The organism is Stenotrophomonas sp. FW305-3-2-15-E-LB1 (assembly GCF_058787375.1).
The window spans coordinates 20,306-35,466 of sequence record NZ_JBYSZR010000030.1; the positions used below are offsets into that span (position 1 = coordinate 20,306).

A 15,161-nucleotide genomic window follows, 5' to 3' on the forward strand; every position below is an offset into this window, starting at 1 on the left:
CCGTTGTTCCTCAAAGTTCGGATTCGGGGTGGAGGTAGGGTTGCAGCGCGGCAAGGACGGGTTCGTCCATGCCACGCGGGCGGAAACTGGCCGCGTCCAGTGCGGCGATGCGGACCTGGGCCGACAGCAGCAGTTCGCCGTCGCGCTCAACCCGCTGGTCGAAGACCATGCTGGCCTTCTTCAGCTGGACCAGGGTGGCGCTCACCTGCAGGGCGTCATCCAGCCGGGCTGGCTTGATGAAGTCCATCTGCATCGAACGCACCGCGAACACCATGCCGTGCTCGCTGCGCATGCGCTCCTGGCCGTAGCCCAGCGCGCGCATCCATTCGGTCCGGGCCCGTTCCATGAAGGCCACGTAGCGGGCGTGGTAGACCACCCCGCCAGCGTCCGTATCTTCCCAGTAAATGCGTGTCGGCCAACTGAATCGGGGCTCAACCGACATCGGGAACCTCCGCGAACAGGTCCTGCGGCGGGTTCTTGGGCTTCAGGCCCATGTGCCGGTAGGCCTTGTGGGTGGCCATGCGGCCGCGCGCGGTGCGCACCAGGAAGCCCTGCTGGATCAGGTAGGGTTCCACCACGTCTTCCAGCGTGCCGCGCTCCTCGGACAGGGCCGCGGCCAGCGATTCGATGCCCACCGGGCCACCGTCGAAGTAGTCGACCATGGTCTTCAGCAGGCGCCGGTCAAGCTCGTCGAAGCCTTCCGGGTCGACCTTGAGCATCTTCATGGCGGCCTGGGCGACGGCTTCGTCGATATGGCCACCGGCCTTGACCTGGGCGTAATCGCGCACGCGGCGCAGCAGGCGGTTGGCGATACGCGGGGTACCGCGCGCGCGGCGGGCGATCTCCCCTGCCCCGTCGGCGGTGCAGTCGATGGCCAGGATGGCCGCCGAACGGCGCACGATGCGGGTCAGTTCTTCGACGCTGTAGAACTCCAGGCGCTGGACGATGCCGAAGCGGTCGCGCAGCGGCGCGGTCAACAGGCCGGCGCGGGTGGTGGCGCCGATCAGGGTGAACGGCGGCAGGTCGATCTTGATCGAGCGGGCCGCGGGGCCCTCGCCGATCATGATGTCGATCTGGAAGTCTTCCATCGCCGGGTACAGCACTTCCTCGACGACCGGCGACAGGCGGTGGATTTCGTCGATGAAGAGCACGTCGTGCGGCTGCAGGTTGGTCAGCAGCGCGGCGAGGTCGCCGGCTTTCTCGATCACCGGGCCGGAGGTCACCCGCAGCGCCACGCCCAGTTCGTTGGCGATGACATGGCTGAGGGTGGTCTTGCCCAGGCCGGGCGGGCCGAAGATCAGCACGTGGTCGAGCGCGTCGCCACGGGCCTTGGCGGCCTGGATGTAGATTTCCATCTGCTCGCGCACCGGCGCCTGGCCGAGGTAATCGGCCAGTCGCTTGGGTCGGATGCTGGCGTCGGCGGCGTCATCCTCGCGGGTGGCGCCGGCGCCGATGATGCGATCGTCGGTCATGCCGTGATTATGCGGCAAAAGTGCGGGTTTCGGCCGGGCTGCGCCCGGCACCCGCAGAGGCCAGAGCAACGTCAAAGGCCGAAGCAGAAGCGGGCATGCCGTGGGATGGCGGGGTGGGTCCGGCTGAGGGGGACGCCGTAAACCCATCCATGGGGGCTTGGTCGCGGCATCCATGCCGCTCACACCCCCTCAACCGGACCCACCCCGCCTTCGACAGTTTGCTGCGGTCTGCCGGAACCTGCTGCTGATGGTGGGTGCCGACCGTTGGTCGGCACGGCGTCGGATCTGGTAGGTGTCGACCTTGCTCTACCCGGTAGATCCACGCCACGCGTGGATGGAACAAGGAGCAGAGGGGCTCAGCTTCAGGCGCGCGGCATCTCCGCAAGTGGAGCCCCCTTGTTGTTCAAGGGGGCGCGCCGACAGGCGGGGGGATAAGGTGGAATGCGCGCGGGGCCCGCGGTTTGCGTAGCAAATCGTGGGGCGTAGCGCAGGTGGAGATTAAATCTCCACCTGCGCACCCAGTTCGACGAGGCGGTTGCCCGGGATGCGGAAGAAGCCGGTGGCCGGTGCCGCATTCCTGTGCATCAGCGCGAACAGCTTGTCGCGCCAGATCGGCATGCCGCGGTTGGCGGTGGCGACGATGGTCTCGCGGCTGGCGAAGAACGTGGTGTCCATCGGGTCGAAGTAGATGCCGCCGTGGTCGCACGAGCGCATCAGCGCCAGCGGCACGTCCGGGGTTTCCATGAAGCCGAAGCGCACATAGACCCGGTAGAACTCGTCGCCCACCGATTCGATCTTCAACCGTTGCCCTTCCATCGCATAGGGGATGGGCAGGGTTTCCACGTGCAGGAACACGTTGCGCTCGTGCAGCACCTTGTTGTGCTTGAGGTTGTGCATCAGCGCATGCGGGGCCACGGTCGGGTCGGCGGTGAGGAACACCGCGGTGCCCGGCACGCGCACCGGCGGCGCCAGCATCAGGCCCGGCAGGAAGGTGTCGATGCGGATGCCGTCCTTGCGGATCTCATCGCGCAGCAGCTCGCGGCCACGGCGCCAGGTGCGCATCATGGTGAACAGGAAGATGCCCAGCACCACCGGGAACCACGCGCCCTGCAGCAGCTTGGCGCCGTTGGCGATGACGAAGCCCAGGTCGATGATGAAGAACACCACGCACAGCGGCAGGATCCAGTTGCGCGCCTTCGGCCACAGCGAGCGGGCCACCAGGGCCAGCAGCAGGGTGTCGATGAGCATGGTGGCCGACACCGAGATGCCATAGGCCACGGCCAGGTTGGACGAGCTGCGGAATGCCAGCACCAGGCCGATGACCATGACGGCGATGCCCCAGTTGATGCCGGGGATGTAGATCTGGCCGATGGTGTCGTGCGAGGTGTGCTTGATGCGCATGCGCGGGATGTAGCCCAGCTGCATGGCCTGGCGGGACACCGAGAATGCGCCGGTGATGACCGACTGCGAGGCGATCACCGCGGCCATGGTGGCCAGGATGATCATCGGGTACAGCGCCCAGTCCGGCACGGCTTCGAAGAACGGGTTCTTCAGTGCCTCGGGGTGGTTGAGCACCAGTGCGCCCTGCCCCAGGTAGTTCAGCACCAGGCACGGCAGCACGAAGAAGTACCAGGCATGGCGGATCGGCTTGGCACCGAAGTGGCCCATGTCGGCGTACAGCGCTTCACCGCCGGTCACCGCCAGCACCACCGCGCCGAGGATGAAGATGCCGTGCCAGCCATGTTCCATGAAGAAGCGGATGGCCCACCACGGGTTGAAGGCTTTCAGCACTTCCGGCGAATCGACGATGTTGTAGATGCCGATGGCGGCCAGCGAGAGGAACCAGATCGTGGTGATCGGCCCGAACAGCTTGCCGATCCGTTCGGTGCCGAAGCGCTGGACCGCGAACACGGCCATCAGCACGACCACCGTGATAGGCACGATGAAGGCATGCAGGCCCGGGGCGGCCACCTCCAGGCCTTCCACCGCGCCCAGCACGGAAATGGCCGGGGTGATCACGCCGTCGCCGAAGAACAGCGACGCACCGAAGATGCCGAGGATGCCGACCACGTACGCCGAGCGTGACCCGTTGCGCAGCGTGCGCTGGGTCAGCGCCATCAGCGCCATGATGCCGCCCTCGCCGTCATTGTCGGCGCGCATGATGATGGTCACGTACTTCAGCGTGACCACGATGTTGAGCGCCCAGAACGCCAGTGACAGCACGCCGAGCACGGTGTCGTGGTCGCTGTTGAGCCCGTAGTGCGGCGAGAACGCCTCCTTCAGGGTGTACAGCGGGCTGGTGCCGATATCGCCGAAGACCACGCCGATCGCACCGATGATCAGCGCCATTCCCCCGGCCGGGGGGGCGTGACCATGGCCGCCGGGGGCGGCTGCGTGCGGGGTTTGACTGCTGGACATGGCTCTCCTGGCGAAGCTCAGGCGGTTGTGGGGTGGGAGGCGGCGCGCTTCAGCGCAGCGCCGACTGCAGGGCCTTGCGGATGACGGTGGCCACTTCGTCGCCTTCATTGAAGGCTTCGCGGGCCATGCGCGCCGCTTCGGCCGGCTTGTAGCCCAGCTGCTGCAGGGCCACGGTGGCGTCGGACAGCGGATCGGCCGGGGCCGGGCCGCTGCCGGTCGGCAATGCGCCGCCTGCACCGAACTGGGCGGCGCGGTCGCGCAGCTCCAGCACCATGCGCTCGGCGGTCTTCTTGCCGATGCCGGGGATGCGGGTCAGCGCGGTGATGTCGCCGGCCTGCACCATGCGCGCGAACTCTTCGACGGTGACACCGGACAGCACGGCCAGCGCGATCTTCGCGCCGATGCCACTGACCTTCTGCACATCGCGGAACAGGCGGCGCTCACCCTCGCGCAGGAAGCCGTACAGCGAGACGCTGTCTTCCTTCTGCGAGTAATGGGTGTACAGGGTGACCTCGCGGCCGAGTTCGGGCAGGTCGTAGAAGGTGCTCATCGGCGCCTCCAGTTCGTAGCCCACCCCGTTCACATCCACCACCAGCCACGGCGGTGCCTTGTAGGCGACGATGCCGCGCAGTCGACCGATCATTGCGTGCAGCTCCTCATTTGCGGCCCCAGGCCTGGCGGGCACTGAGCCCCAGGCGGTTGGCCGTCGCCCTTACGTGGGCATGGGTGATCGCCACGGCCAACGCGTCGGCCGCGTCGGCCTGCAGCTTGGTTTTCAGGTTGAGCATGAGCCCGACCATGTGTTGAACCTGTTGCTTTTCGGCGCCACCGCGCCCGACCACGGCCAGCTTGATCTCGCTGGCGGCGTATTCGTGCACCGGCAGATCGCGCAGCACCACCGCCGAGATCGCCGCGCCACGGGCCTGGCCCAGCTTCAGCGCCGAATCGGGGTTGCGGGCCATGAAGACCTTTTCGATGGCCACTTCGTCCGGCTGGTATTCCCGGCACAGGTCGGCCAGGCCCAGCACCAGCAGCTTCATGCGCTGGGGGAAATCGTCGGCGCCCAGCAGCACCAGCGGCTGGTGGTGCACGTGGCTGACCTTGCCGGCGGCGTCGACATCAATGATGCCGACCCCGGTCCGCTGGGAACCGGGGTCGATGCCGAGGATGCGGGTCATGTGGCACTCCTGGCCGGGTGGAACGGGAAACGCTGGCAGGGCAATGGGCTCATGACTGTCCGCGGTGACCGTTCAACGGCCCGCGCCCAGGCCGTCGAAGACGGCTCAGGCGTAGGCGTCGGCGCCGAGATCGGCGTTGGAATACACGTCCTGCACGTCGTCCAGGTCTTCCAGCATGTCCAGCAGCTTCTTGACCTGCAGGGCGACATCGCCCTCGACCTTGATGTCGTTGTCGGCGCGGAAGGTGATCTCGGCGTGGTCGGCGACATGGCCGGCCGCAGCCATTGCATCCTTGACCGCGTTGAACGCGTCCGGGCTGGTGACCACGTCGATCGCGCCGTCTTCCGGGTAGACCACGATGTCGTCGGCGCCGGCTTCGATGGCCGCTTCGGTGATTGCTTCTTCATCGGCACCGGCGGCGAAGTGCAGCACGCCCAGGCGCTTGAACATGAAGGCGACCGAGCCTTCGGTGCCCATGTTGCCGCCGCACTTGCTGAACGCGTGGCGGACATCGGCCACGGTGCGGACGCGGTTGTCGGTCAGGCAGTCGACGATGACGGCCACGCCACCGGGGGCGTAGCCCTCGTAGCGGATTTCCTCGTAATCGACGCCTTCCAGTTCACCGGTGGCCTTCTTGATGGCGCGTTCGATCACGTCCTTGGACATGTTCACGCTCAGGCCCTTGTCCATGGCAACACGCAGGCGCGGGTTGTTGTTGGGGTCGCCTCCACCGCCGCGCGCGGCAACGCCGATCTCGCGGATGATCTTGGTGAAAATCTTGCCGCGCTTCGCGTCAGACGCGTTTTTGCGGTTTTCGATCGAGGGACCTCTTCCCATGGGTGTTACCGTCTGGCTGCTTCAGGATCAAGGCGCGGATTCTACCTGATCGGCGGCCGCAACCGTGTCTAGGGCGGTAGATGCCGCCGGGCATGGCCCGGCGAAGAGCGTGCGAACCAACGGTTCGCACCCACCAATGCCGGCCGGTCGCACCCACCAGTGCAGGTCGGTCGCGCCCACCAATGCCGGCCGGTCGCACCTACCAACCTACGCGGCGGCGGCGTCGCGGCTGTGGTCGAACTGGCCGTGGCGCAGGAAGTGCGCGGTCTGCCGTGCGGCATCAGGCGATACCACCAGGCCGCTGTGGCTGGTGCGCACCACGCAGTGGTCGGCCAGGCCCGGCAGGCGGGTCTCGGCCAGGGCCACGGTGCCGTCGGATACGTCATCCAGCGCGCCCAGCAGGCTGCCCAGGCCATGCGGCACCGATCCGGCAATCAGCCCGACCTTCGCCCTGCCCTGCCAGTCCGGCAGGCCATCGAGCAGCAGTTCGCTGCTGCGGCCCAGGGCCAGGCCCCAGCCGTGCTCGGACAGCGACCGCGCCGTGCCACTGCCACGCAGCGGCGACCCCAGGCAGACCACGCGCTGCACATCCAGCTGCGGCTGGCGGCGCAGGGCCTCCAGCGCCAGCAGGCCGCCCAGGCTGTGGCCGACCAGCGACAGCGGCCCGGCATCGGCCAGGCGCTCAAGAAGCTGCGGCACGGCGACATCGGGGCCACCGAATACCGAGGAGTAACCGAAGGCATGCACCTGGAAACCACGCGCGCGCAGGCGCCAGGCCAATGGCCCGACCCAGGCGCGGGCATTCCAGATGCCATGCAGAAGCAGTACGGGGGGAGTCATGCGTTGCAGCCTGGCGTTCGGCGGGGCGGGACGTACGGTGATTGAACAGAATCGACCGGCAAGCGCCGGTGAACGGCCTCATGCCGGACGCGGCACCCGGCGCAGGATGAATTCCAGGTCGTTGGTTTCGCCAACCGGGAACAGGTACTCGCCGGCCTTCTCGAAGCCGTAACGGGCATAGAAACGCTGGGCACCGAAGTTTTCCGACCACACCCCCAGCCACAGGGTGCGCGGGCCGTCCTGTTCCAGCCAGGCCAGTGCGGTTTCCAGCAGGCGGCTGCCCCAGCCACAGCTCTGCTGGGTCTTGATGAGGTACAGGCGCTTGAGCTCGCCATCACCCGGCTTCACGTCCGGGTGCGGCAGCCCGCAGGGGCCGGCGGCGGCATGGCCGACCGCCTCCCCGTCCAGCTCCAGCAGCCACACCGCGTAATCGGGGTGGGCCAGGATGGTGCGCTGCCGCTCCACCGTGTAGGACTCCTCGAGGAAATCCTGCAGGTGCTGCGGCGGGTACAGATGGCCGAAGGTCTCGGTGAACGTGCGGGCAGCCAGCGCCGACAGGGTCGGCGCATCGTCCACGGTGGCGCGGCGGATGGAATACATGGGTCGAGTTGACGCCAGGGCGACGGTCGGGGTCAAGCCCGTTCCGGCGACTCGGTTTCGTCTTCTTCTTCCTCGTCCTCTTCCTCGTATTCCTCTTCGTCCTCGTCCTCGCCTTCTTCCTCGTCCTCGTCGAACTCTTCCTCTTCCTCTTCGTCGTCCTCGTAATCCTCGACGCCGAAGTCTTCACCGTCCCAACGGCCTTCGCCGTCAGCGACGAAGGTCAGGGCCATCGCCGCCGGGTTGGTACCGACGCGGACCAGCCAACCACCGAAGACACGTGCACGCTCGGTGACCAGGTTGGCCTCGGAGCCTTCATTGCCCAGCTTTTCCCACTCCAGCGAAAACGCAAACTCGGTCATTGCCTGGATCTCCTGATCAGTTGGTCTTGGGGCGAACCTGGATGTGCACTTCGGCCAGCTGCGTGTCGACGATCGGCGACGGCGCATCGGTCATCAGATCCTGCGCACCGGTGGTCTTCGGGAACGGGATGACGTCGCGGATCGACTCGGTGCCGGCCATCAGGGCGGCGATGCGGTCGATGCCGAAGGCGATGCCGCCGTGCGGCGGTGCGCCGTAGTTCAGCGCGTCGAGCAGGAAGCCGAACTTGGCAAGGGCCTCTTCGGCACCGATGCCCAGCAGCTCGAACACCGCGCTCTGCATGTCCGGGCGGTGGATACGGATCGAGCCGCCGCCGATTTCATTGCCGTTGAGCACCATGTCGTAGCCGCGCGAAACGGCGGTACGGGCGTTGGCGCGCAGGTCGGCGATGTCATCCACGGCCGGCGCGGTGAAGGGGTGATGCAGGGCGACGTAGCGCTGGTCTTCCTCGTCCCATTCGAACATCGGGAAGTCGGTGACCCACAGCGGGGCCCAGCCGTCGGCAACCAGGCCGAAGTCCTTGCCGGCCTTCAGGCGCAGGGCGCCCATGAAGTCGGACACCTTGTTGTAGCCACCGGCACCGAAGAACACGATGTCGCCGTTGCCGGCGCCGACGTGGGCGACCAGGGCGGCGAAGGATGCCTCGCTGAAGAACTTCTGGATCGGCGAGCTGACTTCGCCGTTCTCGGCGATCTTGATGTAGGCCAGGCCCTTGGCGCCGTACTTGGCGGCATGCGCGGCGTATTCGTCGATCTGCTTGCGCGACAGGGTGGCACCGCCCGGGATGCGCAGCGCGGCCACGCGGCCTTCGGCGTCATTGGCCGGGCCGGTGAACACGGCAAATTCGCTGTCCTTGACCAGCTCGGCCACGTCCACCAGTTCCAGCGCGATGCGCAGGTCCGGCTTGTCCGAACCGTAGCGACGCATCGCCTCGGCCCAGGTCATGCGCGGGAAGGTGGCGGCCAGCTCGACGTCGACCACTTCCTTGAAGATGGCGCGGATCATCGACTCGACGAAGTCCTGCACGTCCTGCTCGCGGACGAAGGCGAATTCCATGTCCAGCTGGGTGAATTCCAGCTGGCGGTCGGCACGCAGGGCCTCGTCGCGGAAGCAGCGCGCGATCTGGTAGTAGCGGTCGAAGCCGGCCACCATCAGGATCTGCTTGAACAGCTGCGGGCTCTGCGGCAGGGCGTAGAACTCGCCCGGGTGCATGCGCGCCGGCACCAGGAAGTCGCGGGCGCCTTCCGGGGTGGCCTTGGTCAGGATCGGGGTTTCGATGTCCTGGAAACCGCGCTCGTCCAGGTGACGGCGCAGGGCCTGCACCAGCTTGATGCGGGTGCGCTGCATGCGCTGCATTTCCGGGCGGCGCAGGTCCAGGTAACGGTACTTCAGGCGGGTGTCTTCGCCCGGGTTCTCATGCGCGTGGAACGGCAGCGGGGCGGCCTTGTTCAGCACGGTGATGGCCGTGGCGATCACTTCCACCTTGCCGGTGGCCATCTTGTCGTTCACCGCGTGGCGGGCGCGCACCACGCCTTCGACCTGCAGCACGTCCTCATAGCCCAGCGAAGCGGCCACGGCGAACACTTCGGCGTTGTCGACCTCGACGGTCACCTGCACGATGCCTTCATGATCGCGGAGATCGATGAAGCAGACGCCGCCCTGGTTACGGGCCACGTCGGTCCAGCCGGCGAGGGTGACAGTCTGGCCAATCAGGGTCTCATCGACCAGGCCGCAGAAGTGGGTACGCATGGGGGAAAGCTCCGCTGGAGAACGCCGGCACCCGACGGGGGCCGGAAAGCCCCGTATTCTGCGGCCGAGGCCCCGGCCGGGGCAAATGCGGACAGTCACACGGGCTTTATCCGGCCCGTCCTTATAGTCGCGCACCACACACCGTATGGGGATTGCCCATGAAACCGCTGTCCCTGGCCAGCCTGGCCCTGACCTTGTCTGTGGGCGGCCTTGCCGGCCTCGCCCTGCCCGTCGCCCCCGCCGCTGCGCAGAACGGCGTCGTCCGCTGCGAAAGCCAGAACAACCGCGAGCGGGTCTGCAACACCGGCTGGCGCAATGCGCAGATGGTGCGCCAGCTGTCCGGTTCGTCCTGCGTGGAGGGCCGTACTTGGGGCAGCCGCAACGGCAGCATCTGGGTCACCAATGGCTGCCGCGCCGAGTTCGTGGAGGGCCGCGGTGGCTGGGGCGGCGGCAATGGCGGCAACTGGGGCGGTGGCAGCGGCGGCACCATCCGCTGCGAAAGCCAGGACAACCGCGAGCGCACCTGCCCGACCAACTGGCGCGGCGCGTCGCTGGTCCGGCAGATTTCCGGCTCGTCCTGCGTGGAAGGCCAGACCTGGGGCATGCGCAACGGCTCGATCTGGGTCAACCGCGGCTGCCGCGGCGAATTCGCCGAGTCGCGTGGCGGCTGGGGCGGCGGCCACGGCGGTGGCTGGGGCGGCGGCAACAGCAACTATTCCGTCACCTGCAGCAGCAACAACAATCGCACCCAGAACTGCGACTGGGATGAACGCCAGGGCCGCCCGGTGCTGCAGCAGCAGTTGTCGGGCAGTGCCTGCCAGGAAGGACGCAGCTGGGGCTATTCGCGCGGGCAGGTGTGGGTGAGCAACGGCTGCCGGGCGCGCTTCGGCACGCGGTGAGGGGTAGCGCCGGGCCATGCCCGGCGAGCGCAGCGGCGCGGTCAACCACAGGTAAGCCGCCGGGCATGGCCCGGCGCTGCCCGGGTGGCTGAGGGAAGGGTCAGGGTGCCGGCGGGGCCTCGTCGCCCCACGGCGCCGGCGGCAGCGCCACCGGCTTGCTGAGATCGAATTCGACGCGGAAGCGGCGTCCTTCCGGCCGGGTCAGCTCATAGACGAACCGCTGGTCCGGCTCGACCTCCATCGCCCAGGTGTTGTGGGTCGAGGCCAGCATGCCGGCACGGCGGAACATCGCCACCGAATCGCCATCGGCCGGAAACTGCTGGCGCTCGGCGGTGCCCGGCGGCTTGCTGTCGCCGCCATACAGGGTGATCGCATCCGGGCTGCCATCGGCATGGCGGTGGTCGTGCTTGAGCTTCAGGCCGTTTTCGGTACGGGTGATGATCCAGGTCCGCGAATGGTCATCGCCGACATGGAACGGGATGCGCAGCTCATGCCCCGGGTCGGCGCAGCCGCGCACGTGCATCACCAAGCGCTGGCCGGCGAAGGGATCCTCGCCGGTCGGGGCCGGGGTGTCCTCGACAACCCTGCCCGCAAAGGCCTGGCCGCAGTGGGCGGCGATGGCCGCCATGAACGCATCGGCCGGGGCCGTGGACAGATCGTGGTTGATCGCTGGCGTCTGCTGCGAACAGGCAGCCAGGCTGCACAGCGCGGCGACGGAAAGCAGGGGGGCACGTACATTCATGCCCCAACCCTAACGGCCATGCCGGGCAGGCGCAAACCGCAGCGCCCTGCCCCGCACGGCTCAGGGGATCATTGCATCGGCCAGCGCACCGACCCGCGCCAGCACGGCCGCACGCTGGTCATCATCCACCGATGCGCCCTGCAGGTAGGCGGTCACCACCCACGGCGCGCCACCGGCACGCGGCCACAGCACGGCGATGTCGTTGCGGGTGTCCTCGCCATTGCTGCCGGTCTTGTCGCCCACCCGCCAGCGCTTGCCGAGCCCGGCGCGCAGGCAGGCATCGCCGGTCTGGTTGTCGATCAGCCAATCGGCGAACTGCAGCCGGGAGGCCGCCGACAGGCCATTGCCCACCGCGAAACGGGCCAGGCTGGCGGCCATCGCCGCCGGGCTGGTGGTGTCGCGCGGGTCACCCTTCTCGAACCGGTTCATCTCCGGCTCGTAGCGGTCGTTGCGGGTGACCGCGTCGCCCTGCGCGCGCAGGAACGCCGTCAGCGCGGGCGGGCCACCGTTGACGCCCAGCAGCAGGTTGGCGGCGGTGTTGTCACTGGTGGTCAGCGTGCCCCGGCACAGGTCGCGCACGCTCAGGTCCTTGCCGACGTGGCGGCGGGCCACCGGGGCGTAGGACAGCAGGTCCTTTTCGGCGATCGGCACGCGGGTGTCCAGCGAGATGCGACCCGCATCGGCCAGGCTCAGCACGTGGGCCACCAGCATCGACTTGAACGTGCTGCACATCGGGAAGCGCTCGTCCTGGCGATGCCCGGCGATGCGACGATCGCTGCCGGTGTCCAGCACGGTTACGCCCAGGCGGCCGCCGCTGGCCTTCTCCAGCGCGGCGAAATCGGCGGCATTGGCAATGGCGGCCGGCACGGCGGCGGCAGCGCGCGCCAGTGCGGGCGCAAGCAGGGAGGATGCGAGGGCGGCACCACTGAACTGCAGGAATCGGCGGCGGGCGTGCATGGGCGGGCTCCGGTGGACGAGCACCGATTATCGGGAGCTGCGACGCGATGCCACCAGCGGGAATTTTCAGGGGCAGGCATGAGCTGAATTCATGCCTGTCGCAAATGAACCCATGCCATGGCGAGGGTGCGACCTGTCGCGCTAGGATCAGCCATCACCCCACCTCACACCTGGCCATGCTGCACCCGACCCTGCCGCTGAATGCCCTGCGCGCCTTCGAGGCCGCCGCCCGGCACCAGAACTTCACCCGTGCGGCGCTGGAGCTGTGCGTCAGCCAGGCCGCGCTCAGCCACCAGATCCGTGGCCTGGAGGACCGGCTGGGCATCCGCCTGTTCCACCGCCTGCCGCGTGGGGTGGCACTGACCGACGAGGGCGCCGCGCTGTTCCCGGTGCTCAATGAATCCTTCGAGCGCATCTCGGCCAGCATCGCCCGTTACACCGGCGGCCCGGCGCGGGAAGTACTGACGCTGGGCGTGGTGGGCACCTTTGCCACCGGCTGGCTGCTGCCGCGGTTGGCCGCGTTCGAAGCCGCGCACCCGGATATCGAGCTGCGCCTGCAGACCCACAACAACCGCATCGACCTGGCCGGCGAAGGCCTCGACCTGGCGATCCGCTTCGGCGATGGCGACTGGCAGGGCCAGGCCTGCACGGCGATCCTGGAGGCGCCGTTCGCGCCACTGTGCGCGCCGGCGCTGGCGCGGCGCCTGAAGCAGCCGCGCGACCTGGGCACAGTGCCGCTGCTGCGGTCCTACCGCAGCGATGAATGGCCGCGCTGGCTGCAGACGGCCGGGGTGAGTGGCGTGGAAGCGCGCGGGCCGGTGTTTGATTCGTCGTTGACCGTGGCGATGGCCGCGGCCGGTGGCGCCGGCGTGGCCCTGCTGCCGCTGCGCATGTTCGAGCAGGAGCTGGCCGAAGGCCGCCTGCTGCAGCCGTTTGCGACCACGCTGGAACTGGGCCGCTACTGGCTGACGCGGCTGCGCTCGCGTGCCGAGCGCGAGCCGGCCCGGCGCTTCCGCGAATGGCTGCAGGCGCAGGGCGGGTAGCTCCGCCGGGCATGGCCCGGCGCTACCGGGTAGTGCCGGCCGCTGGCCGGCAACCCGTTGATCTTCCGGGCGCATCGGAATGCCGGCCAGCGGCCGGCACTACCCATTACCCTTCCAGCAGCTCCATCCACGCGGCTTCGGCCTTTTCCAGCTGGGCAGCGGTGGTTTCGCGGTCGCGGCCAAGCACGGCCATGCGGGTGGCATCGGCGTAGTTGGCCGGGTCGGCCAGCTGGCGGTCCAGCTCGGCCAGGCTGTTTTCCAGCTCGGACACCTTGGCTTCGGCCGAGGCCAGCTTGTGCGGGTTGGCCGGCTTCTTCTGCACCACCTGCGCCACCGGGGCGGTCTTGACCACCACCGGCTCCTCCACCTGCTCCATGCGGGCCTTGGTGCCCTGCGCCTGCGGGCGGGTACGCAGCCAGGCGGCGTAGGCGTCGAGGTCGCCGTCGAACGGCTCGACCACGCCATCGGCCACGCGCCAGAAGGTGTCGCAGACCAGGCCGATGAGGTGGCGGTCATGCGAGACCATCACGATCGCGCCATCGAAATCGGCCAGCGCTTCGGCCAGCGCTTCGCGCATTTCCAGGTCAAGGTGGTTGGTCGGTTCGTCGAGCAGCAGCACGTTCGGCTGCTGCCAGGCAATCAGCGCCAGCGCCAGGCGGGCGCGCTCGCCACCGGAGAAGCCATCGACCGGTTCGAACGCGCGGTCACCGGGGAAATTCCACTTGCCCAGGAAATCGCGGAACGACTGGTTCGGCGCATCCGGGGCGATCTCGCGGAAATGCTCCATCGGCGACTGCCCTTCGTGCAGCGATTCCACCGTGTGCTGGGCGAAGTAGCCGATCTTCAGGTCCGGGTGCGCCGAGCGCTCGCCGTCGATCGGCATCAGCTCGCCCACCAGGGTCTTCACCAGGGTGGTCTTGCCGGCGCCGTTGGGGCCGAGCAGGCCGATGCGCTGGCCCGCTTCCAGGCCGAAGCCGACGTTGTGCAGGATCACCGCGTCCTTGCCGTACCCCGCCTCGACATGGTTCAGGCGGATCAGCGAGAACGGCAGCTTGGCCGGCGGTGCGAATTCGATGCGGAATTCGCGCTCGGCACGCACCGCTTCGGTACCGGCCAGCTTGGCCAGGCGCTTCATGCGGCTCTGCGCCTGCGCGGCCTTGCTGGCCTGCGCCTTGAAGCGGTCGATGAAGCTCTGCAGGTGGGCGCGCTCGGCCTGTTCCTTCTCGTGCGCGATCTGCTGCTGGCGCAGCTGTTCGGCGCGCTGGCGCTCGAAATCGGTGTAACCACCCGGGTAGAGCTTGGCGCCGCCACCGTGCAGGTGCAGGGTGTGGGTGGCCACGTTGTCGAGGAACTCGCGGTCATGCGAGATCAGCAGCAGGGTGCCCGGGTACTTCAGCAGCCACTGTTCCAGCCAGTACACCGCATCCAGGTCGAGGTGGTTGGTCGGTTCGTCCAGCAGCAGCAGGTCGCTGGGCATCATCAGCGCGCGGGCCAGGTTCAGGCGCACGCGCCAGCCGCCGGAGAACGAGGACACCGCGCGGTGGTGGGTCTCGGCCGGGAAACCCAGGCCATGCAGCAGCTTGCCGGCGCGCGCTTCGGCGTCATAGGCGTTCAGCTCGGCCATGCGCGTATGCGCCTCGGCCACGGCTTCCCAGTCCTCGCGGGCGGTGGCGTCGGCTTCAGCGGCCAGCACCGCGGCCACTTCGATATCGCCGCCCAGCACGAAGCTCAGCGCGGGGTCGGGCAGCGACGGGGTTTCCTGGGCGACGCTGGCGATGCGCACCTTGCCGGGCAGGTCGACGTCGCCCTTGTCCGCCTCCAGCTCGCCCTTCACCGCCGCGAACAGGCTGGACTTGCCAGCACCATTGCGGCCGACCACACCCACCCGGTAACCGGCATGCAGGGTCAGGTCGACATTGGACAACAGCAGCCGCTCGCCGCGGCGCAAGGCGAAATTACGAAGCGAAATCATGGGGGAAGGCGTCCATATAACCGAATGGAATGTGCTGGTAAGCACTGTTCCTGCGACGCAATTCTAGCGTTAACGA

Annotated in this window: 15 protein-coding genes; 2 read left to right on the forward strand and 13 right to left on the reverse strand. The window is 68.1% G+C overall.

Features of this window, described 5'->3' with window-relative positions; all coding sequences use genetic code 11:
• Positions 1–10: 10 nt before the first annotated feature.
• From ybgC to aspS, 10 genes are all read right to left on the reverse strand, one after another.
• Positions 11–442, reverse strand: a complete 432-nt coding sequence (gene ybgC, locus AC3WL7_RS17680; RefSeq protein WP_079222897.1) for a tol-pal system-associated acyl-CoA thioesterase — start codon at positions 440–442, stop codon at positions 11–13.
• A complete protein-coding gene (ruvB, locus tag AC3WL7_RS17685) occupies positions 432–1,472 on the reverse strand; it encodes a Holliday junction branch migration DNA helicase RuvB (RefSeq protein ID WP_079222898.1) in 1,041 nt (346 codons plus the stop codon). Before ruvB ends, ybgC begins: the two co-directional genes overlap by 11 nt.
• A gap of 498 nt (positions 1,473–1,970) precedes the next feature.
• Positions 1,971–3,890, reverse strand: a complete 1,920-nt coding sequence (locus tag AC3WL7_RS17690; protein WP_079222899.1) for a potassium transporter Kup — start codon at positions 3,888–3,890, stop codon at positions 1,971–1,973.
• A gap of 49 nt (positions 3,891–3,939) precedes the next feature.
• A complete protein-coding gene (gene ruvA, locus AC3WL7_RS17695; protein WP_006386266.1) occupies positions 3,940–4,533 on the reverse strand; it encodes a Holliday junction branch migration protein RuvA in 594 nt (197 codons plus the stop codon).
• A gap of 13 nt (positions 4,534–4,546) precedes the next feature.
• Positions 4,547–5,068: a crossover junction endodeoxyribonuclease RuvC gene (gene ruvC / locus AC3WL7_RS17700; protein WP_079222900.1), complete on the reverse strand. Its 522-nt coding sequence runs from the start codon at positions 5,066–5,068 to the stop codon at positions 4,547–4,549.
• 105 nt (positions 5,069–5,173) lie between these two features.
• The gene (locus tag AC3WL7_RS17705; RefSeq protein ID WP_200733580.1) at positions 5,174–5,905 is read right to left on the reverse strand and encodes a YebC/PmpR family DNA-binding transcriptional regulator; all 732 of its coding nucleotides are present in this window, start codon (positions 5,903–5,905) and stop codon (positions 5,174–5,176) included.
• A 207-nt stretch (positions 5,906–6,112) separates the two neighbouring features.
• Positions 6,113–6,745, reverse strand: coding sequence for an esterase/lipase family protein (locus AC3WL7_RS17710; RefSeq protein ID WP_108760523.1), 633 nt, complete (start codon positions 6,743–6,745; stop codon positions 6,113–6,115).
• A gap of 78 nt (positions 6,746–6,823) precedes the next feature.
• Positions 6,824–7,345 (reverse strand): GNAT family N-acetyltransferase, encoded by a 522-nt coding sequence (locus AC3WL7_RS17715; protein WP_079222903.1) that lies wholly within the window; start codon positions 7,343–7,345, stop codon positions 6,824–6,826.
• Between the two features lie 32 nt (positions 7,346–7,377).
• Complete coding sequence (locus AC3WL7_RS17720; protein ID WP_108760522.1) at positions 7,378–7,704, reverse strand: DNA primase; 327 nt, start codon at positions 7,702–7,704, stop codon at positions 7,378–7,380.
• A gap of 16 nt (positions 7,705–7,720) precedes the next feature.
• Complete coding sequence (gene aspS, locus AC3WL7_RS17725) at positions 7,721–9,472, reverse strand: aspartate--tRNA ligase (protein WP_492752100.1); 1,752 nt, start codon at positions 9,470–9,472, stop codon at positions 7,721–7,723.
• 158 nt (positions 9,473–9,630) lie between these two features.
• Between aspS and AC3WL7_RS17730 the strand changes: the two genes are divergently transcribed.
• On the forward strand, positions 9,631–10,371 hold the full coding sequence (locus tag AC3WL7_RS17730) for a DUF3011 domain-containing protein (protein WP_079222906.1): 741 nt from the start codon (positions 9,631–9,633) through the stop codon (positions 10,369–10,371).
• A gap of 100 nt (positions 10,372–10,471) precedes the next feature.
• Here AC3WL7_RS17730 and AC3WL7_RS17735 read toward each other — a convergent pair whose 3' ends face one another.
• Together AC3WL7_RS17735 and blaL2 are read right to left on the reverse strand one after the other, a co-directional pair.
• Positions 10,472–11,113, reverse strand: coding sequence for a hypothetical protein (locus tag AC3WL7_RS17735; RefSeq protein WP_295517426.1), 642 nt, complete (start codon positions 11,111–11,113; stop codon positions 10,472–10,474).
• A gap of 60 nt (positions 11,114–11,173) precedes the next feature.
• Entirely contained in the window at positions 11,174–12,070 is an 897-nt protein-coding gene (gene blaL2 / locus AC3WL7_RS17740; protein ID WP_492752103.1) for a L2 family extended-spectrum class A beta-lactamase, read from the reverse strand.
• 176 nt (positions 12,071–12,246) lie between these two features.
• Between blaL2 and ampR the strand changes: the two genes are divergently transcribed.
• Positions 12,247–13,113 carry a LysR family transcriptional regulator AmpR gene (gene ampR, locus AC3WL7_RS17745; protein ID WP_079222909.1) on the forward strand — a complete coding sequence of 289 codons (867 nt, stop codon included), beginning with the start codon at positions 12,247–12,249 and terminating at the stop codon, positions 13,111–13,113.
• A gap of 106 nt (positions 13,114–13,219) precedes the next feature.
• On the opposite strand, the gene abc-f is transcribed toward ampR, so the two are convergent.
• Positions 13,220–15,085 carry a ribosomal protection-like ABC-F family protein gene (gene abc-f / locus AC3WL7_RS17750; protein WP_079222910.1) on the reverse strand — a complete coding sequence of 622 codons (1,866 nt, stop codon included), beginning with the start codon at positions 15,083–15,085 and terminating at the stop codon, positions 13,220–13,222.
• Positions 15,086–15,161 lie beyond the last annotated feature (76 nt).

Coding starts and splice junctions, on each gene's coding strand:
- ruvA (WP_006386266.1), bottom strand. CDS start 4,533: ATGATCGGTCGACTGCGCGGCATCGTCGCCTACAAGGCACCGCCGTGG.
- AC3WL7_RS17735 (WP_295517426.1), bottom strand. CDS start 11,113: ATGAATGTACGTGCCCCCCTGCTTTCCGTCGCCGCGCTGTGCAGCCTG.
- ybgC (WP_079222897.1), bottom strand. CDS start 442: ATGTCGGTTGAGCCCCGATTCAGTTGGCCGACACGCATTTACTGGGAA.
- AC3WL7_RS17705 (WP_200733580.1), bottom strand. CDS start 5,905: ATGGGAAGAGGTCCCTCGATCGAAAACCGCAAAAACGCGTCTGACGCG.
- ampR (WP_079222909.1), top strand. CDS start 12,247: ATGCTGCACCCGACCCTGCCGCTGAATGCCCTGCGCGCCTTCGAGGCC.
- aspS (WP_492752100.1), bottom strand. CDS start 9,472: ATGCGTACCCACTTCTGCGGCCTGGTCGATGAGACCCTGATTGGCCAG.
- AC3WL7_RS17690 (WP_079222899.1), bottom strand. CDS start 3,890: ATGTCCAGCAGTCAAACCCCGCACGCAGCCGCCCCCGGCGGCCATGGT.
- AC3WL7_RS17710 (WP_108760523.1), bottom strand. CDS start 6,745: ATGACTCCCCCCGTACTGCTTCTGCATGGCATCTGGAATGCCCGCGCC.
- blaL2 (WP_492752103.1), bottom strand. CDS start 12,070: ATGCACGCCCGCCGCCGATTCCTGCAGTTCAGTGGTGCCGCCCTCGCA.
- abc-f (WP_079222910.1), bottom strand. CDS start 15,085: ATGATTTCGCTTCGTAATTTCGCCTTGCGCCGCGGCGAGCGGCTGCTG.
- AC3WL7_RS17730 (WP_079222906.1), top strand. CDS start 9,631: ATGAAACCGCTGTCCCTGGCCAGCCTGGCCCTGACCTTGTCTGTGGGC.
- ruvC (WP_079222900.1), bottom strand. CDS start 5,068: ATGACCCGCATCCTCGGCATCGACCCCGGTTCCCAGCGGACCGGGGTC.
- ruvB (WP_079222898.1), bottom strand. CDS start 1,472: ATGACCGACGATCGCATCATCGGCGCCGGCGCCACCCGCGAGGATGAC.
- AC3WL7_RS17720 (WP_108760522.1), bottom strand. CDS start 7,704: ATGACCGAGTTTGCGTTTTCGCTGGAGTGGGAAAAGCTGGGCAATGAA.
- AC3WL7_RS17715 (WP_079222903.1), bottom strand. CDS start 7,345: ATGTATTCCATCCGCCGCGCCACCGTGGACGATGCGCCGACCCTGTCG.